We start from the raw sequence: 24,783 nt of genomic DNA on the forward strand, positions 1-24,783 counted from the left end.
CCACGGGGGCCACTGGGGTCGCCGGTGGCGGGATCTGAGCGCAGACTGCTGTCGTGAGCAGTGCGGAGATGGGACGTCTCGGGTCCACCGCGCTGCGCATCCTCGCCGTCGCCGCCGTCTACTACGCGGCCGCACGGATCGGCCTCCTCCAGCAGCTGGTGCGCGACCAGGTCACCCCCCTGTGGCCGCCGACCGGCGTCGCGCTGGCCGCGCTGCTCATCATGGGACTCAGGGTCTGGCCGGGCATCGCGCTGGGCGCGTTCTTGGCCAACGTGTTCCTCGGGCCGTCGTTGCTCTCCGTCCTGGCCATCACCGCGGGCAACACCCTCGCGCCGGTCTGCGCCGCCCTGATGCTGCACAGAGCCGGGTTCAGGAACGAGCTGGACCGCCTGCGGGACGTACTGGCACTGGTCTTCCTCGGTGCGCTCGCCGGGATGTCGATCAGTGCGACCATCGGCGCCGGGGTACTGGTCCTCTCCGGAGCACTGGACGCCGGCGACTTCTGGCCCACGTGGTCGGTGTGGTGGACCGGCGACGCGATGGGAATCCTCGTCGTCACACCCTTCCTGCTCGTGCTGCGCAAGGCCCGGTGGCCGTCCGGGGCCGGCCCGGGGCGATGGTTCGAGGCGGCGGCGCTGGCGTTCGGCACGCTCTTCGTCACGCTCCTGGCGACGCGCACGCGGGACTCGAGCCTGCTCTTCCTCGTCTCGCCGTTCCTGATCTGGGCGGCCTTCCGCTTCCGGCTGGCCGGCGCGGCGCCGTGTGCGCTCGCCGTGGTGGTCCTGGCGATCCTGGCGGCCGCCGGCGACAGGGGCCCGTTCGTCGGCGACGACGTCTTCGCCAACATGGTGACGCTGCAGGCCTTCAACGGTACGACCGCACTGACGGCCCTCCTCCTCGCGGCCGTCATCACCGAACGCGACCGGACGTACGAGGAGATCAAGCAGCTCTGCGGCCGGCTCGCGGAGGTGGTGGCCCGGATGGAGCCGCGCCCCGAGTCGTACCGGTCCCCGCCCGATGACCGTCCGCCGCACTGAAGGGCCCGTAGCGGTCAGCAGCGGGGCGCGGGCAGCCGAGGCCGACTGCCCGCACCGGAGCCGCTGGTGCCGGTCAGCTCTTGCCGAGAAGGGTGTTCATCCGGGCGATCTCCGCGCTCTGGGAGGTGATGATCGCTGCGGCCATGTCCTTGGCGGGCCCGTACGTGCCTTCGGCCTGCTCGGTCTCGGCCATGGCGACGGCGCCTTCGTGGTGCTCGACCATCATCTGGAGGAAGGCGGTGTCGAACGCCTTGCCGGAGGCGGCCGTGAGCCGCTGCATCTCCTCGGCGGTCATCATGCCGGACATGGTGTGTCCACCGTGGTCCTCGTCCGTGGCCGGGACCTTCTCGCCCCAGGAGGTCAGCCAGCCGGAGAGGGTCTTGATCTCCGGATCCTGGGCCTTCTTGACCTCCTCCGCGAGCTTCTTGACCTCTGCGGACTCCGCGCGGGCCGCGGCGAGGTCCGCCATCTCGACGGCCTGCCGGTGGTGGGGGATCATCCCCCGGGCGAAGACCGCGTCGGCGGTGTTGTGGTCGCCCTGCCGTGCCGGGGCAGGGGTGGACGGCGAGGCGGAGGAGCCGTGTCCGTCGTGGGCCGAGCCGGAATCGCCGCCGTTGCCGCCGCAGGCGGCGAGGACGAGTGTGGCGGTGACGGCCGCGGCCACGGCCGTGGCACGGCGGATCGGGGAACGCTTGCTGGTCATGCTGTTGCTCCTGCGGTGAGGGCACGCGCGCGTCGGGGCGTGCCGGGGTAGGGAACGGTCCGAGTGCTCGGACCGCCCTATATGCGCAGGAGCTGCAATTCGCTCAGTGACGGTGGCGCGCGTCCGCCGACCGCACCGCTCACGTCGATCCCGGTACCGGCGACCGGGACGGCCGCAACGCCGCTGGGGGCGGCGGCCGGGCAGGGCAGGACGGGGGCGCCCGAGGTGCCCGCGGCGGCGCAGGTCGCATCCGCGTGTTGGGCGTGCCCGCCGCTTCCGTCGCCGGCCGGTTCATCGGCCCGCGCGGCGCCGCCGTGCTGCACCGCGTGCTCGCCGGCTGCAGGCGTGCCGTGCGCGGGGGCCGTCCCGTGGGCGGCTGCGCACCCGGGTGCGGCGGCGGACACCGGAACGGCGCCCGGCCCCAGGCCGTGCATGCCCACGAGGCCCACCAGCACGGCCAGGACCAGCAGGAGAGGGGAACGCAGCCCGAGCGGCTTCATTGCGCGCGTCGCCTGCTGATCCATACCGGCATCGTAAGCGCCCGCTCCGCACGGGGCGAGGCCGGGCCGCGACACCTCCTTCGGAGCCCCTCTCCCTCTCGGCCCACCTGGCGGCCGTCGCCCCTCAGGAAGGCCCGCTGCCGCTGGCGACGTGCCAGGGCACGAAGGCGTTCTTGAGTCCCGCGAGAGACGTACGCAGCTCCGGATAGTGCCGCAGCAACACGGTGACCATGCTGTTGTCGTCGATCCAAGCCATGCCGGCCTTGGAGTACACCTCCGGTGTGTAGTACTCGGTGAAGAAGCGGTCGCTGTTCAGTCGGCGCGAGGCCATCAGGATGAAGATGCGGAACGCCGTGTCGCTGAAGGCGAATCCGGTCGGAAGCTTCTCCGCATACATTCCGACCGTCAGGTCGACGTCTTCGACGTCGTCGTAGAGCCGCTCCATCTCCTTGGCCCACACGGGGTTGTCCGTCAGGTCCTCGAAGCTCGCCGCGGGCTTCAGCCGCAGCAGCCGCCGGAATTCGTTGTAGCGGGGGATCCCCAGTTCCCGGTTGCGCAGGATGTCCGTGGCAGCGAGGTCCTGTCGCCCCCCATCGGGGCGCTCGAAGTCCTGGAGGAAGCGGGGGAAGTTGTGCAGGGTCACGAGCCCCGGGTGGAGGGTGCCGAAGCTGTACAGCAGGTTGGCCATTCCCTTGGTCTTCAGCACGTTGAGCGCCGCAGGTCCGGCGATGTCGCGGAAGGTGCAGTCGCTGAGGGTGGAGTCGTCGGCGGCGGAGCGCAGGTGCCAGTCGTCGCGGACGAGCGGGTGCATGCGGTAGACGGCCACGAACTCCTCGGTGAGGGAGTACGGGACGCCGTAGTGGTCCGTCTTGCTGCCGGGGATGCCACTGACGGTCTCGCTCTCCGTGAGCCGGCCGTAGAAGTTGTGGACGCGTTCACCCGCGATGCCCCACCAGTTGGACCGCAGGGCTTTGACGGTGGTGGGGTGGCTGATCACGGCGGGCGTCCACTCCACCGTATGGATCTTGGCGAGGAGCGCGGCATTAACGAGGCGGGCCCGCTGGAACAACTCCTCGTCGTCCCACGACGGGTACACGGCGTGCAGGTGGTCGCAGATCGAGTTGTGCTCCTGGGCGAACAGGTTCTGCATCATGACGAGGCCCAGCCAGAAGCCGGGAACGCGCGAGGGATCGCGGGCGGGGTCGGAGGGGAGCGGGGTCGCCTCGTCGCCGAAGAGGTGCAGTTTGCCCGTCTTGCCGGTGCGCACCCGGCACTGTTCCGCCTCGTTCGTGCCGTAGATCTGGGATGCGTCCCACCAGTGGGACGAGACGTTGACGCGGGTGTCGGGAGTCCCCGCGGGCGACCGGGGGTCCCGCGTCGGGTCGTCCGGCGTCCGCATGATCCGCATCGGGCGTTCGGGCCACGGATCGTCGTCCAGGAGCGGAACTTCCCAGGGCCGCTCCGTGGGACTGGTTCCGTGACTGAACCAGTCGCGGACCATGAACTGCAGCCAGGCGGCGACCAGGGAGTTGACCGACTCGGCCGGGATCAGTGTCCGGCGGGTGAGCAGGACTCGGCTGACCTCGCGCGGGTTCGGCCGCGAAAGAACGCTCTCGGGCGTGGCCGGGGCGATCTTGTCCAGCGGGATGTTCCGGCCGAAGCGCGTTCCCGCCATGCCCATGCGCGGCTCGTCGAGGTCGTTGTGGCTGCCGTCGGCGGTCCGGTTGACCCGGTGCCCGTCGGAGGGCGGCGCAGGGGTCGGGAGGCCGACGGAAGGCAGCCGCGACGTGTCGTGGAGGTTCTCCTGACGGAGTTTGACCCGCAGCCCGAAGAGGGTCAGCAGACCGGGCGTGACCGCCAGGCGGTCCCAACCGGTGCGGCGGTCGACGAACTCGGCGATGCGGGTGATGATCCGCCACGGTAGGGAGGAGCGGTATCCGGAGCCGGATCGTCGGGGGACGGGGCGTCGTTGCATGCTCATCGTGCTGCTCCTCAGGATCGGTTCCCGGGTCAGGTCGGGTGCCGCGGGGCGGCCGGGACGGGTCGCGTGCGCGATGCATCGCCGAGGATCACGTCGCTCGCCTTCTCGCTGATCATGTAGATCGGAACGGCGATGAAGAAGCCGGGAATGCGGGGGAAGACCGAGGCGTCGACGATCCGCAGGCGGTTCACGCCACGTACCCGGAAGCGGCTGTCCACGACGGCCGACGGATCGTCGACCCGGCCCATTTTGCAACTGCAGGAAGCGTGATGGCCCCACGCCTCGTCCTGTACGAAGCGGCGGACGCTCTCGGGGTCACCGACCTGCTCGCCCGGCCACAGCTCCGTGCGGATCACGGAACCGGCACTGCGGTTCATGCTGCGCACGAACTGCACGGCGGAGACCACGGCGGCGAGGTCCCTTCCGTGCTCGTCCGTGCCCTCGGTGAAGTAGTGGAAGGTCACCAACGGGGTGTCCCGGGGGTCGGCGGAGCGCAGTTGCACCCGGCCGTTGGTGTTGTGGGTGCGGCTCTTGAGGATGACCCACGTGAAGCGGTCCCGGTGACGCGTCAGGTCGAGCGAGTAGCCGGGGTGGTAGCCGCGGAAGTCGAAGGGGCCGCCGAAGATGAACAGGTCGGGGGAGTCCAGCGACGGGCGGGACTTGCGGGTGATCCCGACGACGGCGCCGTTCGTCGTGTACGGCCCGTCGCCGAGCTGCCAGGCCCGGTAGCAGGGGTCCGGCACAGCTCCGGGCTCCGGCGCGTGGAAGTCGCAGTCCTCGATGACCGGGAACTCGCGGTCCATCTGGCTCACCACGCCGATTTCGTAGCGGTCCTGCAGGTTGGCGCCCACGCCTTGGAGGGGGACGCGTACGGGAATGCCGTGCCGTTCCAGCTCCTCACGCGGCCCGATGCCCGAGAGCATCAGCAGTTGAGGCGTGTTGAAAGCCCCTGCGGCCAGGATCACCTCACGGGCAGCGAGCACCCTGCGCGCGACCGGCAGCGCGCGAACGTCCTGGGTCCCGGGGTCGGCCCGGTAGGCGTGCGGCTGGTGCACGTAGTCGACGCCCGTCGCCGCTCCGTCCGCGTCCAGCACGATCCGCGTCACCAACGAGTGCGTCCGGACGACCAGGTTGTCCGGGTGGCTGCGCTGTACGGCCCGCACGCGTTCGCGGGCGGCACTGCGCCGGCCGGCAGCCGTTGAGATCGGGATCTGCCACAGCCCCTGCAGGCCCTCGGTCTGTACGCGCCAGTCATTGGGATCGACGAACGACCCGAGCCCCTCCAGAGGGGAGAGCGGCCGGCCGATGAAGTCGGCGAGCGTGTCCTGCGCGGCGGACAGGATGACCTTCAACAACTGCTCGTCCCGTACGACTAGTTCGGGGTCGGCGAGATCGGTCGGCAGCCAACCGTCGAACCCGTGACGCGAGTCGTTGCGGTACCGGGCAGCGGCGAAGGGAAGGAGCTCCAGCAAGGCCGCCAACCACCGATTGGCGGGCGGCTCCTTGGGGCGGGGGCGGTAAGTACAGCGCTCCAGCCGCTCGAAGTACCGGCGCATGGCGGTGCTGCGCCACGACGCGTCCGCGGTCTCGTGCGCGATGTCGTCCCAGTCGCGGTTGTAGGGATAGACGGTGATCAGCGCGTGGTGCGCGGTGCAGCCGCCGACCGTCCCGGCCCGCGGATAGAGGATGCCCTTGCCCGGTACGAGCTTGCGGTCGCGCCGGTGCTGCTCCTCGTCCGCGTAATGCCGTACGAAGTAGTCCCAGCGCTGGACGGGGTCTTCGGAGGCGTCGGCGTGGAAGGCGGGAACCAGGTAGTCGTCGTTCTCCTCGGCACCCCCTGCGTCGAGGAGGAGGACGCGCATGCCCGAGGCCGCGAGGTTGGCCGCCAAGGGGCCACCGCCGGCGCCCGCGCCGACGACGACGAAGTCGAAGCCCGTTTCGGCCGGTGGAGCGCCGGACTCCGCGGTCACTATCCTTTCCTCTTCCCGAAGTCGGCCGCACTGGCGGCCAGGGTCGTGTTGACGGCTGAGATGAGCGTGGTCAGGGCAGCGGTGCGGGGCGGCAGTTGGCCGCGGAGGCCGAGCAAGGCGGCAGTGGCGGTGTCACTGGCGTGGATCAGCACGCCCTCTCGAAGGTCTTCCTGGAGCCGCTGGCCGTGGTTGGTGAGCAGATCGAGACCGAGCAGGACGGTACGGATCCCGAAGAGCCGGAATGCGTAGACGGCCGCGGGACTGACGTCACGATCGGGGTCGAGGCGCCGGACGAGCACGGTGGGAGCGAGTAGCCCGGTGATGCCGTTGAAGAGCCGGATGCCGGCCAGGGCGTAGACCGAAGCCGGACGGCGGGCAGCGCGTTGCTTGGCCATGCTGTACTCCCTGGAGTGCAGTGGCTGCTGCGGCCACGAATAGCCCCCGGAGTGCGATGACTCCCCCAAAACCACACTAGGGTGATGGCTGTGCGTGTGCATCTTGGGACCTTGGGTGGGGGCGCGAACCTTCGCACGCCGCCCTAGGGCGGTGTGACCCGACCGTTCGTTCCGGGTCTCCCACCACGGTGTGCACCTGCACCATCGTTCGCGAGGACCTCTTGAAGGATGAACCTTACGAACCCGCCGGGTCGGTCGCGGATGCCGTCGGGCCGGTGCTGCCCGGCTTCGGCTCCGAACACGGAGGTCGGGGAGCAGCAGGCCCCGCTCAGACCACTGAGAGGAGGTCCACCACGAAGACGAGCGTGGAACCCGCCGGGATCAACGGCGAGGGGGACTGGTTGCCGTAGCCGAGCCGCGGGGGAACGATGATCTCGCGCCGACCGCCGACCTTCATCCCCCTGAGCCCCCGGTCCCAGCCCTTGATGACCCTGCCACCACCCACGGCGAACTTGAACGGCTCGCCCCGGTCCCAGGAGGCGTCGAACTCCGTTCCGGACTCGAAGGTGACCCCGACGTAGTGAACCCGGACGACCCTGCCCGGCTTCGCCTCGGGGCCGTCCCCGACGACCAGGTCCCGGATCGTCAGCTCCTGCGGAGCGTCACCCTCCGGAAGTTCGACCTCGGGCTTCGTCAGTTCACCCATCGCAACCTCGCTACTTTCCGCCGGCATCCTCGTACGGGCCAACCGGGCGCATGGTCACTCTCCACGCAGTAGGTGATCACGCTACCGAGGACCCTGATCGACTGGAGTACATCACACCCCACGGAGCACGGCGCGGCGTGCCTGGGCGGCTCCGACACGCCTTGTAGCGGAACTCACACCGGGCGGCCGCGTCACGCCCCGGCTCCGCTCCTAAGATCATTCTGGGAGCGGAGCCGGGTACCCGCTCCCACCGCCGCGGCCCCGCGCCGGTCGGTACGAGGGGCCCCAGCAGGCGGCCACTCGACCGTCGACCTGCGCTTTCACCGCTCCGCCCGGCAACCAACGACCGGCATGCACTCTCGACCAGGAGGCGTGACCACACCCCGCGCACCCTTGCCCGATTCCCCCGACCCGCCCTGACGCCCCGTCGTAGGGCGGACCGAACGGTGCGGCCCTTCCGCGTGGGACAACCAGCCCCTGGGATCTTCCGTGCAGCGCATCCGGCTCGACCCGCGATCCGTCGGATCCGTCCGCGCTGCCCCAACGAAAGGCAATACGATGACCGACAGCCGTTCCCTGAGCGTGGCGGTACTCGGACCCGGGGGCGTCGGCGGGCTGCTCGCCGCCCTGCTGGCACGAGCCGGCCACCGGGTGACCTGTCTGGCCGGTGAGGAGACCGTGCAGGCTCTGCGCCGTGACGGCATCCAGGTGAGCAGCGGCCAGTTCGGCGCCTTCACCGCAAGGGTCGACGCGGACACCGAACTGCGGCAGCCGGTCGACCTGTGCCTGGTGACGGTGAAGCAAACGGCGCTGGCGGCGGCGCTCGACCGAGTGCCGTCGGAGGTTCTGGGCGACGGCCTCGTCGTGCCGCTCCTGAACGGGATCGAGCACCCCGCCACGCTCCGCAAGCGCTACTCGGCGGAGCTCGTGGTGCCGGGAGTGATACGCGTCGAATCGAGCCGGCAGGCACCGGGCCGGATCGTGCACGGCAGCCCGTTCACGGAGATCGATCTGGCGAGCGCCACGGCGGATCGCGAACGCCTCGACGAGCTGGCCGGTGTGCTCGCGGACGCCGGAATCACCACCCGGGTGCGCGACGACGAGTCCGGTGCGCTGTGGGGGAAGTTGGCGTTCCTGGCCCCCTTCGCCCTGCTCACGACGCGCTACCGGCTTCCGATCGGCCAGATCCGCACCGAGCACCGTGACGAACTGCTGGCTCTGGTGGAGGAGGTGGCCGCGGTGAGCCGTGCCTGCGGTGCGCCGAGCGACACCGCCGGCACGGTGCGGCTGTACGACGCCTTCCCCGCCGCGGCGAAGTCGTCCATGCAGCGCGACGCCGAGGCCGGCCGACCGCTGGAGACGGACGCGATCGGAGGGGCGGTGCTGAGGGCCGCCGGGCTGCACGCGGTCCCGGTGCCGCGCGTGGCGAGCCTGCTGGAGGAGATCGGGGTGCGCGGCCACTGACGGTCGCGTCGCCGGGGCGCCGGGACGCCGTACGGGCGGGTGCGACCGGGGAGTTGACCGGTGGCACCCGCCCCTGGGCGGTGGGTCGGTCACCCGTTCCGAGGGACGTACGCCTCCCCGGAACGCGCTTCGGTCCAGATGTCCTCGGCACTCACTTCCGCTACCCGGTACTTGCCCAACGAGCTGATCAGCAGGCGCATCTCCAACGCCAGGCAGTCGACGAAATTGGTGAGGCCCGCCTCCGCGTCCTCGTCCGACGCGACCAGGGCCGCCCGTCCGAGGCCCACCGCGGTAGCCCCGAGCGCCAGGCACTTGACCGCGCGGGCACCCTCCCAGATGCGACCGCTGACCAGCAGGGAGTTGTCCTGCGCGTCGAGGCGTTGCAGGCACTCCGCCAGCGGGAGCCCCACGTGGTCGAGGAAGGCGCGGGGCGCCCAGCCGGTGCCGCCTTCCGCCCCGTCCACGGTGACCGAGTCCGCCCCGGCCGCCCAGGCAACGGCCGCAGCCAGGTGGACGTCGCGCGAGGGCGGCAGTTTGACCCACACCCGGCAGCGCGGATAGTTGTTGCGCATCAGCCGGATCTGCTGGCGGAGGATCTCCTCGGTGAAGGTTCCCGGGCTGCTGCAGCGCAGCACCGAGTCCTCGGCGGGTTCGTAGATGTCCAGGACGTCGTACTGCGCCGCCAGTTCGGCCGCGCGCTTGCGGGGCACCAACGTCATGCCGCCCACGCCGGGCTTCGCACCCTGACCGACCTTCAACTCGAAGGCCAGCCGACCGCTCTCCAGCAGGGGGGCGGCCGAGGGGTCGCTGTACACCAGGTTCCACACTTCGGCGTCGGCGTCTTCGGTGCTCTGCTGGACGACCACACCGCCGAACCCGTCCGGCGCCGCCGCGGCGTACGCGGTGATGCGGCGCAGCAGCGAGCTCTCCTTCTCCTCGGCCATTCGACCGTAGCCGGACACGGGGACGATGTTCTCACCGATCACCATGGGAACGCCCAGGCTTCCGGCCTGCCGGGCGACGGCCTCACCGAGGTCGCCGCTGGCCACCCTGGTGGAGCCGAACGCCGCGACGAACAACGGGAAGGCGGAGCGGAAGCCGCCGATCATCGTGGTCAGGTCCACGTCCCCACTGATCGGTTCACGACCGAGGTCGATCAACTTCTCCATGCGGTGCGGTACGAAGACGGGCGGTACGAGACGGGCCCGGTCGATCGCGTCCTCCGGCCGGGCGGTCTGCTCGCCGTGCTCGCCGTAGAGCGTGGTCCCGTAGTTCCCGCTCTCCGGGAAGGCCGCGGCCGCGCCGTGCCGGGCACGGGCCCGTACCTGCTGCTCCGGGAACCCGGGAGCCGTCAGGCCGCTCACGGACGCAGCTCCCCCGGCAGCTTGGGGTAGGCCGTCGCCTGCCACACCGCATCGAGTCCGCCCAAGAAGCGGGTGAACCGCTCGACGCCCAGGCCGAAGCCCGCGCTGGAGGGGATCCCCTCGCGCGCCAGGGTGAGGTACCACTCGTACTTCGCCGGGTTCTCGCCGGTCTCGCGGATCCGCATCATCAGGTTGCGGTAGTCCGACTCGCGCTCGCTGCCGCTCATCATCTCCCCGAAGCCACCCGGGAAGATGAGGTCGAAGTTGCGCAGGACACCGGGCTCTTCGGCGCTTTCCTTGTCGTAGAAGCCGCGCGAGCCCTTGGGGTAGTCGGTGATGAAGAACGGGTGCTCGGCCGCCTTGGAGATGATCTCCTCGCCCTCCCACTCGATCTCCGTGTTCTCGTCCTGGCCGTATCCGCCCCCGGCGAGCTGGGCCACCGCCTGCGAGTGCTTCACGCGGCCGTACGGCGCGTCGAGGACGCGCTTGAGCCCGTCCAGGTCGCGCCCGAGGATCTCCAGCTCCCGCTGAGCGGTGCTCAGCACGTGCTCGACGCAGTGCCGGGTCAGCTCTTCCGCGACCCTCATCGCCTCCTCGCGCGAACCGCCGGCGATCTCCACGTCCAACTGGTGGAACTCGGTCAGGTGGCGGTGGGTCACCGCCGTTTCCAGCGGCTCGAGCCGGACGTTCGGGGCGACGTGGAAGATCTTGGGGAAGCTGAGCAGGGAAGCCTGCTTGTAGAGGATGCCGCTCGTCATCAGCTTGTAGCGGTGACCGTAGTAGTCGATGTCGACCTGCTTGGCACCGCGGGCGCCCGGGTCGGTCACCGGGCCGATGGTGGGCGGCAACAGCTCGGTGAAGCCCTCACCGGAGAGGAAGTCCCGCGCTCCGGCCAGGAACCGGTTCTGGACGAGCAGTGCGGCGCGGGTGCGCTCCGAAGTCAGATGGGCGAGCGGCGTCGGGAGCGTGGCCCCCGTGTTCTCAGCGGACAATCTCTCGTTCCGTTCGAGTGCTGTGACGAGGCGGGTGATAGAGGGGTGTGACGCTCCGGACTGGGTCCGAAGCCGGGCAATGCGCGACAACAATTCGGAACCTGGAATTCCATATCCGCCGCCGAAGAAGTGTGGCCGAGATCACTGAGCGGAAGATTCTTCTGCGGATGTATCGCCGCAGCTCTCGCAGGGTAGTGCAGCCCGGGAATTGATCTTGACTCATATGGAGCTTCCATGTCAAGATCTCCGAGGCACGGAGCAGTGGCCCCGGGATTGTTATGTCCGATACCCCAGCGTCGCGGCTGAACAAGCCATGAATTTCCTTGGAAAAGCCCGCGTCGAATCGACGAGAGCGTTGGCCGCGGACGCTGGCGTCTCTGCGCGGGCCGTCCTTCCGTGTGCCGAGACAGCACAGGTGCATCACACGACCGGAGGTTGACCCGTGGGTCTGAGCAACGCTTCCCACCAGCATGAACCGGGCTCCGAGGAGCTGCGGTTCCACTGGTGCTCCCCCCTCGACAGCGGTCAGCAGAAGGCCACCGAGAAGTATCAGGTCGGTCATCTGGACTTCGACGGAATCGTTGATTTCGCCAAGGAGGCTGACCGGCTCGGAGTGGATTCCCTTTTGATGGGAATCAGCTATCACATGCCCGATCCACTGCCGATGATCGGTGCGCTGGTCCGGGAAACAGAGCGCGTCAAATTCATCCTGGCCTATCGCCCGGGACTGCTTTCCCCGACACTTTTTGCGCAGATCGTCAACACGGTCTCCTGGATGTCCAATGGTCGTATATCGCTGAATCTGGTTGCCGGTATTTCTCCGGCAGAGCAGGCGTACTACGGGGACTTCGTGGCGCACGACGGTCGCTATGCCCGTATGAACGAATTCCTCGACATCCTGCACCGCACCTGGCGCGGGGAAACGCCGCTTTCCTACAGCGGCGAGCACTACCGCATCGAGGAGGCCCAGCTCGGGCTCGGATATCTCGGCGGCGGGCGTCCGGAGGTCTACATCAGTGGAGCTTCTGGTCCGGCCCAGGAGACCGCGCTCCAGCACGGCGACTGCTGGCTCCGCTACGGTGACACGCCCGAGGGCATCGCCGAGGCCGCCGCACCGGTGCTGGCCAAGGGCGGTCGGCTCGGGATCCGCATGCACGTTCTGGCCCGCGAGACCCGTGCTGAGGCGCTCGCCGACCTCGCGGAGATGATGCGCGATCCGGACGAGGACCACCGCGAGTGGGTCGCGAAGTTCGTCGCCGCCTCCGACTCAGAGGCCGTGCGGAATTCCTTCCGGTTGGCCGAGCAGGCCGATGGGGACTGGCTCTCTCCGGTTCTCTACTCCGGCGCCGTGGCCTATCGCGGCGGCCCCGCACTGTGCGTGGTCGGAAGTTACCAGGAGGTAGCCGCATACCTGCACTCCTACAAGGCGGCAGGCGTCAGTGAGTTCATCTTCTCCGGCTGGCCGACCCGCGACGAGATGCGCACGTTCTACACGCACGTGCTCCCGCTGATCCGCAGACACGAAGAGAACGAGCGGACGGCATGACCGAAAATCGGCTTCACCGGAGTCTTTTCGCCTCCGGCGTCCTCCTCGGTCTCATCGCGGAACAGGTCGTGCTGTTCGCCGTCCCTCTGCTCATATACCAGGACACCCACGAGGTGGCGAGCCTCGGTTTAGCATTCGCACTCGAATGGCTTCCCGGCCTGATCGCCTACCCCTTCGCAGGGATCCTGGCCGACCGGGACGGCGGTGCCCGGCTCTTCTCCCGGGTGACCGCGGCCCGGGCTGCCGTGCTCGTGTGCGTGGTCGTCATCTGCCTGACCCAGTCGTCGTGGACGACCGGGGCCCTGATGGCCGGCGGAGCCTTCCTCTCCGTCTTCATGGCGCCGACGCGGATGGCCGTGGAGAAGATGGTCCCGCAACTGGCCAAGGGCGACAAGGTGGCGAGCACCCAGTCCCTCGTCCAGAACATGGAGCTGTTGGCCATGGCACTCGGACCCGCGCTCGCCGTCCTGGCCGCGTCCGTGCTGGGCAAGGTATGGCTGCTGATGGTCGCCGCCGGAGCCTTCGCCCTCGCTTCGGCGACCTGGCTGCCGCTGCCCCGTGGACTGCGGGCCCCGAGCACGGGCGAAGCCGGTAGCGCGGGGCAGGTCTTCGCCGAACTCGGTCTCGGATGGCGGCTGCTGATCGGTAACAAGCCCGTCCTGCTGCTGGGCGTCCTCAACTTCGCCATCAACCTGGTCGTGGCGAGCGTGCTGAGCGTCAACGCGGCGTTGGTGACCGACGTCTTCCATGCTCCCGACTCGTCGTTCGGATGGCTGAACACGTGCGTCGGTGTGACGGGCCTGCTCAACCTGATGGCGATCCCGTTCCTGCTTCGGCGGTTGAGCGTCGGGGCGCTCGGAGTCATCGGCTTCACCGCGATGTGCGCCGCGCTGCTCACGGCAGGGTTCGCCCCGTCCTTCGCCGTCTACGCTCCGGCCTTCGTGGCCATGCTGATCGGATCCGCCTACTACAACGTCTTCAATCGGACCCAGCGGCTGAAGGTGATCCCCGAGGAACACCTGGGGAAGATCATGGGCCCCTTCTACCTCCTCAACTTGCTCTCGTTCCCCATCGCCGGCCTGCTCGTCGCCGGCGTCGGAACCGCGGCCGGCCCGCAGCAGCTCGTCACCGTGCTCTCGGTGCTGCTGTGCCTCTTCGGCGCCGTCTTCCTGCCGCTGACGATCCGCAGCTTCCGCAAGGCGCTGGCCAACCGCAACGACGAGGTCGTCTCAGGAGTCTCGGCATGAGTCCAACCTTCCGGTGCCTGCTGAGCACCGTCGAGTCGGATTCCCACATCTGGAATCTCGTGTACCTCCAGAAGCTCCTGGAGGAGAACGGAGCCCAGGTACAGAACCTGGGCGCCTGCACGCCCATCAACGACGTCGTACGGGCCGTCTCCGAGAACCGGCCCGACCTGTTGGTCGTGTCGAGCGTCAACGGCCACGGACTCCACGGAGCGCGCTTGCTGCTCTCCGCCCTGCGCGAGCGGCGGCTCGAGGTCCCGAGCGTGGCCGGCGGCAAGCTGACCACGGCCGAGTCGGACAACGACCGCACCCGCCGTGAGCTCCTCGCCCACGGCTACACCGACGTATTCACCGGTGAGGACGCCATCGACCGCTTCCTCACCTTCCTTCACTTCGGCAAGTCCGAAGGCTTCCCGGCCTGGCAGGCCGACGCCGCGGTCATCCCACCCTGGGACCTTGCCGGACTCAGCACCACGGAGGTCCACTGATGCATATCGTGATCGTCAACCGGTGGCCCCGGTTCAAGGAAGACGGCGTACGGTGGGACAACGAGCTCACCCGTTACGAGGAGTTCATCGACCACGACGCCCACCAGGTCAGCTACGTCGTCGACGCGCTCGGCGCCGAGGGAGTGCTCGCCGATCCGGCGAAGATCGCACACCTGGTGCGGGTCGACGATGTCAACGACGTCGACGCGCTGCGCGCGGCCGTCGTCGAGGTGACCGAAAAGGTCGGCCCCGTCGACCAGTTGATCGCCCTGTCCGAGTTCACCCTGGAGATCGCCGCCAAGGTCCGCGAGGACCTCGGCCTTCCCGGGCCGACCACGGCCGAGGTCGCGGTCTACCGGGACAAGGTGCGGATGAAGGAGATCCTGGCGGCCGCCGGCGTCCGGGTCCCCCGCTTCGCCGCGTGCACCGACGTGGAGAGCGGACTCGCCTTCGCCCGCTCGTGCGGCTACCCGGTGATCCTCAAGCCGGTGGACGGCGCCGCGAGCATCGGGGTCCACCGTGTCGAGGACGAGGCGACGCTGGCCGAACTCCTGGCCGCGGTCGACCTGAAGCGCTACGAGATCGAGGAGTTCGTCACCGGCACCATCCACCACGTGGACGGCTTCGCCGACGCCCGGTCCGAGATCGGGTTCCAGGTCACGTCGCGGTACGTGAACGACTGCCTGTCCTTCGGTGCCGGTGAACCGCTGGGATCGGTCGTGCTCCAGCGCTCCCCCCTGAGGGACCGGATGGAGGAGTTCTCCCGTGGGTGCGTCCGCGCCCTCGCCATGCGTGACACACCGTTCCACCTCGAGCTCTTCGTCACGCCGGAGGACGAGATCGTCTTCCTGGAGATCGGCGGCCGGGTCGGCGGCAGCGAGGTCCCCCACCTCCTCAACAAGCTGTTCGGGGTCAACCTCTTCGAAATCTGGCTGCGGGCCATGTGCGGGGAGTCGATCATGCCGGCACCCACCTCGGGCGACCCGTCCGGCGGCTGGTTGGTCGTGCCCAAGCCGGCAGGCCTGCCGGCGGTGGTCCGGAAGGCATCGTCCATGCGGGAATCGGTCCCGGCCGTATGGCGCGAACTGCTGCCCTCCGTGGGCGAGGTGCTGGAGCCCGGCGGCGCGTACGACGCCCTGCACGCCGGCCGGTTCATCCTGCTGCACGACGACCAGGCCCAGGTGGAGGCCGACATCCGCCGCATCATCGAGACCTTCGAATTCGAGGTGACTTCGCTGTGAACGACCAGCCGACCCAGGACCAGCCGACCCAGGACCAGCGCCTCAGCGACCGCGACCGCTACGCGCAGTTGGCCGCCTTCCTCAGCGACATCGAGCTGAAGGGCATGGTCGCCGTCGGTGACCGACTCGTCGAGGCCGTCGGAGGCCCCGACCTGCTGCCCGGCCGCAAGGTGATGGTGGCCTACGGAGGCGGCAAGGACAGCACGTACGTGGTCGCCTTCGTGCGGGCGGTCCAGCTGCACCTCCAGCTCACCCACGGCCACACGTTCGTCATGCGGGTCGCCAACATGCGGCACGCCGGTGTGCCGCTGGCCGTCATGGAGAACATCCACCGGGTGTACGAGGCCCTCGGGCTGCTCGACGACGAGCGGGCCGAGCTCCTGACCATCGACCACACCGAGATCCGCCGGTTCCGCGTGGACCTTCCGCTGCCGGAGCGCCTGGTCAACCTCAACCGGCTCGACGTCCTGATGAACGGTCACCGGTCGGCCGGGGACGGCCGGCCGACGTTCTGCAACAGCTGCAACCTGGCGGTGGCCGACTTCTACGGTCGCGCTGCCTGGTGGCAGGACGGTGTCGACGTGATCATGACCGGAGACTCCCGGCGCGAGCAGGCGCTCTACTCCGCCTGGATCATGCGCCTGGCCAAGGCGAGCGGCATCGACGTGGAGGAATGCCGCCGGATGGGCTTCCAGGGCCTGCTCACGGCCCTGCGCGGCATCGGTGACGCATACTTCCGCGAGCTCTTCGGTGACGGTCGCGAGGCAGAAGTCGCGGAGCGCGCCGTCTCCACCGGAGACCGCTCGATGCAGCCCGAGTTCGTCTCGATCTACGACATGGTCAGCTACCGCGTCCACGACCACTGGGACCTGATCGTCGACTTCCTCGGCTTCCGGTTCGACGACCTCGCCTTCAGCTTCACCGAGTCGGACTGCGCGAACCCGACCCTGATGGCCCATCTGCGGGGCCTGCGCGCCCAGTACGTGGAGTCCCGCACCTACGAGGCGGGCATCTCCGAGTACCTGGAGCTCGCCGAGGCGATGATGCGCAAGAAGGAGATGCCGGAGAACCTGATCCGGCTCGCACTGAGCCGCTACGACTCGCCGGTCAAGATCGTCGAGCGGCGGGAGGTGGCCACCGCCTACGCGCGCGACGTCTTCGGCCTGAGCGAGGCCGCGCTCACCGCGATGGTCTACTCGCCCTTCACGGACGAAGGCGCGCGGCTGGAGGGGTTCATCGCGTCCTGCCACCCGGAGATGGCCGACAGGACCGCAGAGCTGCACGCTGCGCTGCGCGGTGACGGCACGGACACCGACGGGGCGGCCGAGTGGCTGGAGAAGATCTCCGCGCTGTCCCTGACGGACCTGCGCACGCTCTACCGCAGCGCACTGGTGGACTTCGGCGCGCAGCAGACGATGATTTCCCGGGTGCGCGCGGGCGACCCGCACAAGAGCCAGGTCAAGACGGTCGACCCGACCACGGGCCTACCCGTCCTCGAACTCATATCGGGTCGGTGACGTGGCCGGGTACTTTGACCGGCTGGTGACCGAAAGCCGCGGCCGGGGCACGGTGCTCGTACAGCCGCGGATGGGCTTCGGCAGCCTCCGGGCGATGCAGGACGGGCTGTCCCAGGTCGCGTCGCTCGGGCTGCCCGCCGTCGGGACGCTCACGCTCGACAGCTACACCCGGGTCGGCGACTACACCACGCCCCTGGAGCGGCTGGCCGCGGACGAGGAGCTGAACGGGTACCCGCTGGTCTCCCACCCGGCCGAGGCCACCAGGGCACTGCTCGACGGGCTCCACGGCCCCGCGTTCCCGGTCCAGGTGCGGCACGGCACCGCGCTACCGCTGCGGGTCTTCCAGCGATTGGTCGAAGTCGGTCTCGACGCCACCGAGGGCGGCCCCGTCTCGTACTGCCTCCCCTACAGCCGGTTGCCGCTCGCCCGGGCCGTTGCGGCCTGGGCGGAGAGCTGCCGGTTCCTGGCCGGCGAGACCGAGCACGGACACGTCGAGAGCTTCGGCGGGTGCCTGCTCGGCCAACTCTGCCCGCCCTCGCTGTTGGTGGCCACCGCCGTGCTGGAGGGCTGCTTCTTCCAGCAGCACGGGCTGCGCCACATGTCGCTTAGCTTCGCCCAGGGGGTGCTCGCCGAGCAGGACCGCGGCGCTCTCCGGGCGCTGCGCACGCTCGCCGCCGAGCACCTGTCCGGGGTGGACCAGCACGTCGTGCTCTACACGTACATGGGTCTGTTCCCCAAGACGCCGGACGGCGCCACCGCCCTGATCCGCGACAGCGCCCGGCTCGCCCGCGACGCCGGGTGCGAGCGGATGATCGTGAAGACGGTCTCCGAGGCGTGGCAGATCCCGACGGTCGCCGAGAACCTCGCCGCCCTGCGGATCGCCGCAGACGCGTCGAACGGCACCCCGGCCGCGCCGACCGTCCTGGAGGACGCCTTCTACGACGAGGTTCTGGAGGAGGCGAGGCTTCTCGTGGACACGGTGCTGGGCCTCGATCCCGATGTCGGTACCGCGCTGACGAAGGCCTTCGAACGAGGGATCCTCGACATCCCGTTCGGCCTGCACCCGGACAACGCCGGCGCGACGACCAGCGTGATCGACGACCGCGGGGCGCTGGCGTGGGGCTCCCGCGGCAACCTGCCGCTGCCCGGGACGTCCAAGGGCGCCGGTGTCGAGGACTTCAGCTCCGACCGGCTCCACGCCATGCTCAACCACGTCGCCGACCGCTACGACCAGGCTGCGGCCCTGGCCGAGACGTGACTCAACCATGCATAGTTTCCCTACCAGTTGGCGAGACGACCCGTGACCCCAGAACTTTCCGATCAGCCTGCCGTCGTACTGGTGGACGCGTTCTCCAGCGGCGCCCTGCTGGCGCGCCAGGCCGCCGGCCGCTTCCGCCTCATTCACGTCCGCTCGCGCCGCGAGCTCCCGCAGACCTTTGCCGCCAGCCTCCCGGCCGGACTGTTCGAGGTGGACCTCACCTACCCGGGCAACGCCCAGGACGTGCAGCGACGTCTCGCTGAGCTCGGTCCGGTCGCCGTCATCCCGGCGAGCGAGTTCGGCGTGGAGACCGCCGACGAGATCGCCGCAGCGCTGGGTCTGCGCGGGAACGACCCTTCGCTCTCGCCCGCCCGGCGGGACAAGGCCCTGATGATGGAGGCCCTGGCAGCGGCGGGCGTACGCACACCGCGCCAGCTGAAGGGGACGGATCCGGATCAGCTGCTGGCCTGGCAGCGTGAGCAGGGCATCGACAGGGTCGTCGTCAAGCCGCTGGACAGCGCCGGCTCCGAGGACGTCTTCACCTGCGACACCGACCAGGAGGTGAAGACCGCGGTCGAGACCATCATGGGCAAGACCAACCTCATGCTGCGGGCGAACGAGGCGGTCCTGGGACAGGAATACCTCGTCGGTGACGAGTACATCATCAACTCGGTCAGCAGGGACGGTACGCACCGGTTCACCGATGCGTGGATCAGCCGCAAGGTGGTGGTGGACGAGCGACGGAAGATCTACGACTACGAGGACCTGCTCGCACCGGACGACCCGCGTCTCGACGAGATCCTGCCCTACGTCTGCGACGTCCTCGACGCACTCGGCATCGCCAACGGCCCGGCCCACACCGAACTGATCCTCACGGCGGGTGGTCCCGTGCTGCTGGAAACCGGTGCCCGGATCTCCGGACTCGCCAACCCTCCCGCCCTCCAGCGGTGCACCGGCGCCGACCAGGTGAGTCTGACGCTGGACTGCTACACCGCCGACGCACCGGAGCTGAGCCGGCGGCCCGTGCGCTACGCGCAGCAGGAGTCGGCGCGCTGTGTGAACCTCATCGCCCACCGCGAGGTGCCGCTGCCGGAGCGGGCCGTCCGGGCGGCACTCGAGGGCCTTCCGGCCTTCGAGAGCATCCGGTTCCGCAAGGGCGACGGTGCGGTCACCAGCCGGACGGTCGACCTCAACTCCTCTCCGGGCGCGGTCTTCTTCGTCCACCGCGACGACGCCGAGATCGAACGCTCGTACCAGGCACTGCGCGCGATGGAGCACGAGCTCCTCTGACGTCCCACGCACGCTGCGGTACCCCACCTATGAAACGCGGTAAGTCATATGCCCGTCACTTCCCAGCAGTTCCGCGAGATCTTCGGTTCCTTCCCGACCGCCGTCGCCGTCATCACGGCGATGGACGAGGACGGCGAGCCTCGGGGATTCACGTGCAACGCCGTCTGCGCCGTGTCCGCTTCGCCGCCGTTGTTGCTGATCGGGGTGGACAAGAAGTCCCAGACCCTCCCGGCGATCCTCTCTTCCGGGGCCTTCGCGGTGAACTTCCTCGGCGCGTCGGGCACCGAGGCGTCACGGATCTTTGCCGGCAAGGGTCACGACAAGTTCTCGGGCATCGAGTGGCAGCCGTCCCCGGTGGCGGACGGCGCTCCCGTGCTGACCGACGTCGCGCTGGCCGTCGCCGAGTGCCGCACGGAACAGACGGTCCAGGCCGGCGACCACTGGCTGATCATCGCGCGGGTCGACGGCGGAACCGTCTTTCCCCGCGACCCCCTCCTCTACTGCCGGGGCGCCTACAGCACCTGGACGCAACCGGCGGCCGTGTAGACCGCTCGCGGTCCTCGTGCCGGGCCCGGCGTCCACGGGCCCGGGCTCGGCATCCGGGATCGTGTCAGGTGAGTGTCCCACCGACGGCCTCGACCTCGACGGTGTCGTCCCCGTCCTCCGCCGTGGCGGCGCGCTTCGGCGGGCAGGGTGGGCAGAGCCGTTCGTAGACCGCCATGACCTCCTCCGGCGTCTGGGCCTGCTTGCGCTCGCAGGCTGCCTTCCCCGCCTCCTCCTTGCACATGAGCACGGCCTTGGCGCCTTCCAGCGTGGCGATGGCCTGCCGACCCCGCAGCACGCACAGCAGCGCCTTGCACAGGCATCCGACATAGGCCTCGACGGTCGTGAAGCCCCGCCAAACCTCCTCGATGCGGCGCTCCAGGATCAGCAGGCGGGCGTAGAGGCGTACGACGTCCTTGCCCGTGTCGGGATCGGAGGCGTCCGCCAACAGCTGCGCCGCTTCCGTCTTGATCTTCGTTGCGCGCTCGGGCAGATCCTCCAGCTCCCGGTGCAACCGCGTGAAGCAGTACGCGGCGTTCTCGACCTCCGTGGTGTAGCGCGCGATACGGGCGGAGAGGGTCGCGACGGTGTCGTCCTCCTCGACCTCGTCGTCGAACTCGCACGCGCATTCCTCGACCCGACAGCCCCAGTCACCGGCACAGTCCTTGATGTCCTCGAACACCTCGTCGACGGCGCGCGCCAGGCACTGCTTCTGGTCTTTGTGGACCCGGCAGCGGATCTGCTCGCGGACCGTGTGGAGGGTCCCCCGCGCGGCGTCGAGATCCTTCTCGGCGGCGTCCCGTGCCTTGGTGTACTCCGCCCGAGCGCTGTCGAACTTCTCCTTGAAGTCCTTCAATTGGGGGAGGTGCTCCTCGGTGACCTCGGCCCGGCGGTGGATGCCCCTGGCACTACAGGTGAGATCGTCGATGGCACCGGGGTTGCAGTCGCCGCCCTTGTCGGTGCTGTCCGATCGGGTCTGGGGGGTGCTGCTCATGATGGGCTCTCCTGGTCGAGGGGGCAGGCGCACCGAGTCTGGTCCGGACGGTGTCACCGGCCCGTCGCCCGGCCATCGCCGCAGCTGTCCGTACCTCGGCCCGTTCCCGCAACGCCGGCGTGACGGCAGGGGCCCCAGCATCGGCCCATGGCTGGATACCGGGCACTCGCCGCCGTGGGGCGCAGCGTCGTCGACCTGCTCAACCGGCGGTTCATCGAGGAGATCCCCGTGGGCCCGCGCCCGGAGGCCGTCCTCGCCGGGCCGGTGGACTTCGACAAGGTGGACACCGCCGGAGCCGTCATCCGCCGGCCCGCGGTCACCGTGTACTGCTACCGGCTGAGCATCGACCGCGAGACCCGGCCCTCCTGGGCGGCCGTCGCGGCCCAGGACGGCACGTCCCGGCTGCCGCTGAGGATGCATCTGCTCATCGCCGCATGGGACAAGTTCGTCGAGTCGGAACTGGAATGGCTCGGCCTCGCCACCCGGGCACTGGAGAGCACGGGTCCGCTCACCGGCCCCCTCCTCCACGCCAGCGGGGACTGGGAGGCGGGGGATTCGGTGCAGATCATCCCCGACGACCTGGCGATGGACTCGATGAGCGAGGCGTTCCAGGCGATGACCACCGACTACCGGCTCTGCATGCCCTATCTCGCCCGGGTCGTCCGGATCGACGGGCGGCCCGGACGGGCATCCGGCGAGGTCACCGTCGTCGCCACTGCGCTGTCGGAGAAGGCCCGATGACGGACGGCTCCGACCACCGGATCACCGTCGAGGTGGGCGTGGTGGACGTACTGCACCGGCTCGCCCTGGCCGTCCGTCCGCTCGACGCCAGAACCCGTGCCCCGGCCGGCCCGGGTCTGCGCGTCGGCCGGGAGACCGGGCACGCCCCCGGCCGCCGGCCGCGCCCCGACGATCTGATCCGGCCGCTGGAGAGCCACGGCGCCACCGGATTCGTCCTGCGGCACGGCACGGCCGGCGCCCTCGGCCAGACCGTGACCGTGCGCGTCGACGACCCCGCCCGCCGCTGGGTCCCGCGGCGCTTCTCCCTGCCGCTGTGGACCCGCGCCGAACTCGCCGGCGCCGATGCCCGGCCGCCGACCGCCGCCCACGTCCGGGCCGACGCCCGACTGCTGCTCCCGTGGCTGCTGCCCGGCCCGTCCTACCCCGTGCCGCAGGGCCTGACGGGCATGCGGCTGCGGGTCATCCGCGCGGGCGAACCGGTGCGCTGGCCGCGCGTGGACGCGTACGGTCAGGGCGGCGTCCAGATCGGCTGGGCCCACGGTGACGAACACGGGCAGGTGCTGCTCCTGATCGACCGCCTGCCGTACTCGGTGCAGTCCCAGTTCCCCGTCGCACTGCGCACCCACGCCCCGGATCCGGCGAACGCCCCGCCACCCGATCCACTGGACCCGTTGGCGGACCTGGTCGCCGAAGCGGTCACCCGCAGTGCCTCCCCGCCCCGGCCGCAGGACCTCGACAACGGGCTCCTGCGCGGCACCGACGTGCCGGCCGGCTACCACACCGCCTCCGCGTACACCGTCCGCACACTCACCGTCGGTCAGGTGGTTCACGCCGACGACCTGCCCCACACCACCGCCTGACCCGCGACCGAGGAGATCCGTCCATGCCCGAGTACCTGACACCCGGCGTCTACGTCGAGGAGACGAGTTTCCGCTCGCGGTCCATCGAGGGCGTGCCGACCAGCACCTTCGGCATGGCCGGACGGACCGAGTACGGACCCGTTCCGTACAGTCTGCCCGCCCCGGGCGACCCCACCGTGCTGCCCGGCGCGACCCTGGTCACGAGCTTCACGGAGTACGAACGGGCCTTCGGCGGACTCAGCATCGGTAGCGAGGACTGTCAACTTGGCTTGTCCGCGCGGGCGTTCTTCGCCAATGGTGGGCGGCGGCTGTACGTCTCGCGGGTCTTCACCTTCGCCAACACCACGGCCGCCACCCCGGTCATCGACACCCCGAAGAACTTCGCCTCGCTCGCCCTTCCCCCCACCGGCAGCGCGCTGCTGCGCTGGCGCGCCCGCTGGCCGGGATCCGCAGGATCGAAGATCAGCGTCGCGGTGACCTTCCGCCGCGGCAAGAACATCATCGTCCAGGGCGGCGGAGCCGGCGCCCCGCCGCGCCTCACCGGAGTGCAGCCGGGAGCGGCCGTGGAGGTCGTCCCGCTCGTAAGCGGGGCGGTGCCGGGCATCCCCGACGACACGGCACCGCAGCCGGGGAACGTCCGGGTCGTCATCCCGCGCGCCGACGGGGTGCTGGGCTACCGGAAGCCGGACGGTACGTTCGACGACGTGTCCGCCGGGACGGCCGCCTTCCACCTCACCCTGGCCGTCACCGTACGGTTCGGCGGGCGCGTGGACGTCTACAACGAGCTCGAACTCGACGAGGCGCACCCGCGCGCCGTCGGCCGGGTGCTGGCCGCGGTGGACCCCGCCGACGAGTTCTCGTTGGTCTGGCTGCAGGTCGTCACCCCCGCTGCGGGGCAGCCCGCGCCTGCGGCGGGGGCCGTGCTGACCGCCCTACTGAACGGCGGCGCCGGCGCCGCCGCGTTCCTCACCGGGGGAGGCGACGGGGGCACGCTCGTCGCGGCGGACCTGCGCGGCCGGCTCGCCAACCCGGACAGCCTCACCGATCCCGCCCGCGGGCTCGGAGCGCTCGCCGAGATCGACGACATCGCCATCGTCGCCGTCCCGGACACCGTCACCCTGCCGCCCGACCAGCAGAAGACCGCCGTGGACGATCTCATCGAGCACTGCGAACGGCTGCGCTACCGGATGGCGATCGTCGATCCGCCCAAGGACAGCTCCATCTCCGAAGTACGCAAGTTCCGGGCCCAGTTCGACACCAAGTACGCCGCGCTCTACTACCCCTGGGTGAGGATCACCAATCCCGGCCTGCGCCCGGACCCGGGTGCTCCGGCACCACTCCTCGACGTGCCGCCCTCCGGCTACGTCGCCGGAATCTACGCCCGCAGCGACATCGAGCGCGGAGTGCACAAGGCCCCCGCCAACGAAGTCGTCTTCGGCATCAACGACTTCACCACCAACGTCACCTACGACCGGCAGTCCGTGCTCAACCCCGAGGGGATCAACGCCCTACGGTTCTTCGAGGGCCGGGCCCGGCGCGTGTGGGGCGCCCGGACGATGAGCTCGGACCCCGAGTGGAAGTACGTCAACGTCCGACGGCTGTTCATCTACCTCGAGCACTCCATCGACAAGTCGACCCAGTGGGCGGTGTTCGAGCCGAACAACGAGCGGCTGTGGGCCTCCGTCCGCCAGACCGTCGAGGACTTCCTGATCGCCACCTGGCGCACCGGAGCCCTCATGGGCACCAAGCCCGAGGAGGCGTTCTTCGTCCGGTGCGACCGCACCACCATGACCCAGAACGACCTCGACAACGGCCGGCTGATCTGCCTCATCGGCGTGGCGCCCACCTACCCCGCAGAGTTCGTCGTGTTCCGCATCGGACAGTTCACGGCCGACGCGCAGCGCAGCTGACGCGGACCCGCAGCGCACGCGCCCAGGAGATCAGGAGAC

Annotated in this window: 22 protein-coding genes; 13 read left to right on the top strand and 9 right to left on the bottom strand. The window is 69.7% G+C overall.

Going from position 1 to position 24,783, the window contains the following annotated elements:
- Positions 1-68: 68 nt before the first annotated feature.
- Positions 69-1,037 carry an MASE1 domain-containing protein gene (locus tag OG207_RS36660; RefSeq protein ID WP_443072876.1) on the top strand — a complete coding sequence of 323 codons (969 nt, stop codon included), beginning with the start codon at positions 69-71 and terminating at the stop codon, positions 1,035-1,037.
- A gap of 73 nt (positions 1,038-1,110) precedes the next feature.
- On the opposite strand, the gene OG207_RS36665 is transcribed toward OG207_RS36660, so the two are convergent.
- From OG207_RS36665 to OG207_RS36690, 6 genes are all read right to left on the bottom strand, one after another.
- Positions 1,111-1,740, bottom strand: coding sequence for a DUF305 domain-containing protein (locus tag OG207_RS36665; protein WP_329104858.1), 630 nt, complete (start codon positions 1,738-1,740; stop codon positions 1,111-1,113).
- 77 nt (positions 1,741-1,817) lie between these two features.
- Entirely contained in the window at positions 1,818-2,264 is a 447-nt protein-coding gene (locus OG207_RS36670; RefSeq protein ID WP_329104859.1) for a DUF6153 family protein, read from the bottom strand.
- A 100-nt stretch (positions 2,265-2,364) separates the two neighbouring features.
- Positions 2,365-4,221 carry a peroxidase family protein gene (locus tag OG207_RS36675; RefSeq protein WP_329104860.1) on the bottom strand — a complete coding sequence of 619 codons (1,857 nt, stop codon included), beginning with the start codon at positions 4,219-4,221 and terminating at the stop codon, positions 2,365-2,367.
- A 29-nt stretch (positions 4,222-4,250) separates the two neighbouring features.
- Positions 4,251-6,191, bottom strand: coding sequence for a GMC family oxidoreductase (locus OG207_RS36680; protein WP_329104861.1), 1,941 nt, complete (start codon positions 6,189-6,191; stop codon positions 4,251-4,253).
- Positions 6,191-6,586 (bottom strand): hypothetical protein, encoded by a 396-nt coding sequence (locus tag OG207_RS36685; protein ID WP_329104862.1) that lies wholly within the window; start codon positions 6,584-6,586, stop codon positions 6,191-6,193. Before OG207_RS36685 ends, OG207_RS36680 begins: the two co-directional genes overlap by 1 nt.
- 328 nt (positions 6,587-6,914) lie before the next feature.
- Positions 6,915-7,292 (bottom strand): FKBP-type peptidyl-prolyl cis-trans isomerase, encoded by a 378-nt coding sequence (locus tag OG207_RS36690; protein WP_329104864.1) that lies wholly within the window; start codon positions 7,290-7,292, stop codon positions 6,915-6,917.
- Positions 7,293-7,850: 558 nt separating this feature from the next.
- Between OG207_RS36690 and OG207_RS36695 the strand changes: the two genes are divergently transcribed.
- Complete coding sequence (locus tag OG207_RS36695) at positions 7,851-8,756, top strand: ketopantoate reductase family protein (RefSeq protein WP_329104866.1); 906 nt, start codon at positions 7,851-7,853, stop codon at positions 8,754-8,756.
- Positions 8,757-8,845: 89 nt separating this feature from the next.
- Here OG207_RS36695 and OG207_RS36700 read toward each other — a convergent pair whose 3' ends face one another.
- Positions 8,846-10,120, bottom strand: a complete 1,275-nt coding sequence (locus OG207_RS36700; protein ID WP_329104868.1) for a glutamate synthase-related protein — start codon at positions 10,118-10,120, stop codon at positions 8,846-8,848.
- Positions 10,117-11,112 carry an asparagine synthetase A gene (locus OG207_RS36705; RefSeq protein ID WP_329104869.1) on the bottom strand — a complete coding sequence of 332 codons (996 nt, stop codon included), beginning with the start codon at positions 11,110-11,112 and terminating at the stop codon, positions 10,117-10,119. The genes OG207_RS36700 and OG207_RS36705 overlap by 4 nt, the downstream gene beginning before the upstream one ends.
- Positions 11,113-11,554: 442 nt before the next feature.
- On the opposite strand from OG207_RS36705, the gene OG207_RS36710 reads away from it, so the two are divergent.
- From OG207_RS36710 to OG207_RS36745, 8 genes are read left to right on the top strand one after another with little or no spacing between them, the layout of a single operon-like run.
- On the top strand, positions 11,555-12,658 hold the full coding sequence (locus OG207_RS36710; protein ID WP_329104871.1) for an LLM class flavin-dependent oxidoreductase: 1,104 nt from the start codon (positions 11,555-11,557) through the stop codon (positions 12,656-12,658).
- Positions 12,655-13,905 (top strand): MFS transporter, encoded by a 1,251-nt coding sequence (locus OG207_RS36715; RefSeq protein ID WP_329104873.1) that lies wholly within the window; start codon positions 12,655-12,657, stop codon positions 13,903-13,905. The genes OG207_RS36710 and OG207_RS36715 overlap by 4 nt, the downstream gene beginning before the upstream one ends.
- Positions 13,902-14,390 (top strand): cobalamin B12-binding domain-containing protein, encoded by a 489-nt coding sequence (locus OG207_RS36720; protein WP_329104874.1) that lies wholly within the window; start codon positions 13,902-13,904, stop codon positions 14,388-14,390. Before OG207_RS36715 ends, OG207_RS36720 begins: the two co-directional genes overlap by 4 nt.
- Entirely contained in the window at positions 14,390-15,631 is a 1,242-nt protein-coding gene (locus OG207_RS36725) for an ATP-grasp domain-containing protein (protein ID WP_329104876.1), read from the top strand. Before OG207_RS36720 ends, OG207_RS36725 begins: the two co-directional genes overlap by 1 nt.
- Entirely contained in the window at positions 15,628-17,148 is a 1,521-nt protein-coding gene (locus OG207_RS36730; RefSeq protein WP_329104878.1) for a PqqD family protein, read from the top strand. The genes OG207_RS36725 and OG207_RS36730 overlap by 4 nt, the downstream gene beginning before the upstream one ends.
- A 25-nt stretch (positions 17,149-17,173) precedes the next feature.
- Positions 17,174-18,406 carry a methylaspartate mutase gene (locus tag OG207_RS36735; protein WP_329104880.1) on the top strand — a complete coding sequence of 411 codons (1,233 nt, stop codon included), beginning with the start codon at positions 17,174-17,176 and terminating at the stop codon, positions 18,404-18,406.
- Positions 18,407-18,448: 42 nt separating this feature from the next.
- Positions 18,449-19,696 (top strand): ATP-grasp domain-containing protein, encoded by a 1,248-nt coding sequence (locus tag OG207_RS36740; RefSeq protein ID WP_329104882.1) that lies wholly within the window; start codon positions 18,449-18,451, stop codon positions 19,694-19,696.
- Between the two features lie 48 nt (positions 19,697-19,744).
- Positions 19,745-20,242 (top strand): flavin reductase family protein, encoded by a 498-nt coding sequence (locus OG207_RS36745; protein ID WP_329104884.1) that lies wholly within the window; start codon positions 19,745-19,747, stop codon positions 20,240-20,242.
- Between the two features lie 64 nt (positions 20,243-20,306).
- Here OG207_RS36745 and OG207_RS36750 read toward each other — a convergent pair whose 3' ends face one another.
- Positions 20,307-21,233: a hypothetical protein gene (locus tag OG207_RS36750; RefSeq protein ID WP_329104886.1), complete on the bottom strand. Its 927-nt coding sequence runs from the start codon at positions 21,231-21,233 to the stop codon at positions 20,307-20,309.
- Between the two features lie 147 nt (positions 21,234-21,380).
- Between OG207_RS36750 and OG207_RS36755 the strand changes: the two genes are divergently transcribed.
- Genes OG207_RS36755 through OG207_RS36765 form a run of 3 tightly spaced genes read left to right on the top strand, consistent with a single transcriptional unit; the run spans position 21,381 to position 24,744 of the window.
- Entirely contained in the window at positions 21,381-21,974 is a 594-nt protein-coding gene (locus OG207_RS36755) for a DUF4255 domain-containing protein (RefSeq protein ID WP_329104888.1), read from the top strand.
- Positions 21,971-22,834 (top strand): hypothetical protein, encoded by an 864-nt coding sequence (locus tag OG207_RS36760; protein WP_329104890.1) that lies wholly within the window; start codon positions 21,971-21,973, stop codon positions 22,832-22,834. The genes OG207_RS36755 and OG207_RS36760 overlap by 4 nt, the downstream gene beginning before the upstream one ends.
- 23 nt (positions 22,835-22,857) lie before the next feature.
- Positions 22,858-24,744: a phage tail sheath family protein gene (locus OG207_RS36765; RefSeq protein WP_329104892.1), complete on the top strand. Its 1,887-nt coding sequence runs from the start codon at positions 22,858-22,860 to the stop codon at positions 24,742-24,744.
- Positions 24,745-24,783 lie beyond the last annotated feature (39 nt).

This window comes from Streptomyces sp. NBC_01439 (genome assembly GCF_036227605.1).
Taxonomy (GTDB): Bacteria; Actinomycetota; Actinomycetes; order Streptomycetales; family Streptomycetaceae; genus Streptomyces.

Coding starts and splice junctions, on each gene's coding strand:
- OG207_RS36660 (WP_443072876.1), top strand. CDS start 69: ATGGGACGTCTCGGGTCCACCGCGCTGCGCATCCTCGCCGTCGCCGCC.
- OG207_RS36665 (WP_329104858.1), bottom strand. CDS start 1,740: ATGACCAGCAAGCGTTCCCCGATCCGCCGTGCCACGGCCGTGGCCGCG.
- OG207_RS36670 (WP_329104859.1), bottom strand. CDS start 2,264: ATGGATCAGCAGGCGACGCGCGCAATGAAGCCGCTCGGGCTGCGTTCC.
- OG207_RS36675 (WP_329104860.1), bottom strand. CDS start 4,221: ATGAGCATGCAACGACGCCCCGTCCCCCGACGATCCGGCTCCGGATAC.
- OG207_RS36685 (WP_329104862.1), bottom strand. CDS start 6,586: ATGGCCAAGCAACGCGCTGCCCGCCGTCCGGCTTCGGTCTACGCCCTG.
- OG207_RS36690 (WP_329104864.1), bottom strand. CDS start 7,292: ATGGGTGAACTGACGAAGCCCGAGGTCGAACTTCCGGAGGGTGACGCT.
- OG207_RS36695 (WP_329104866.1), top strand. CDS start 7,851: ATGACCGACAGCCGTTCCCTGAGCGTGGCGGTACTCGGACCCGGGGGC.
- OG207_RS36715 (WP_329104873.1), top strand. CDS start 12,655: ATGACCGAAAATCGGCTTCACCGGAGTCTTTTCGCCTCCGGCGTCCTC.
- OG207_RS36720 (WP_329104874.1), top strand. CDS start 13,902: ATGAGTCCAACCTTCCGGTGCCTGCTGAGCACCGTCGAGTCGGATTCC.
- OG207_RS36725 (WP_329104876.1), top strand. CDS start 14,390: ATGCATATCGTGATCGTCAACCGGTGGCCCCGGTTCAAGGAAGACGGC.
- OG207_RS36745 (WP_329104884.1), top strand. CDS start 19,745: ATGCCCGTCACTTCCCAGCAGTTCCGCGAGATCTTCGGTTCCTTCCCG.
- OG207_RS36750 (WP_329104886.1), bottom strand. CDS start 21,233: ATGAGCAGCACCCCCCAGACCCGATCGGACAGCACCGACAAGGGCGGC.
- OG207_RS36755 (WP_329104888.1), top strand. CDS start 21,381: ATGGCTGGATACCGGGCACTCGCCGCCGTGGGGCGCAGCGTCGTCGAC.
- OG207_RS36760 (WP_329104890.1), top strand. CDS start 21,971: ATGACGGACGGCTCCGACCACCGGATCACCGTCGAGGTGGGCGTGGTG.
- OG207_RS36765 (WP_329104892.1), top strand. CDS start 22,858: ATGCCCGAGTACCTGACACCCGGCGTCTACGTCGAGGAGACGAGTTTC.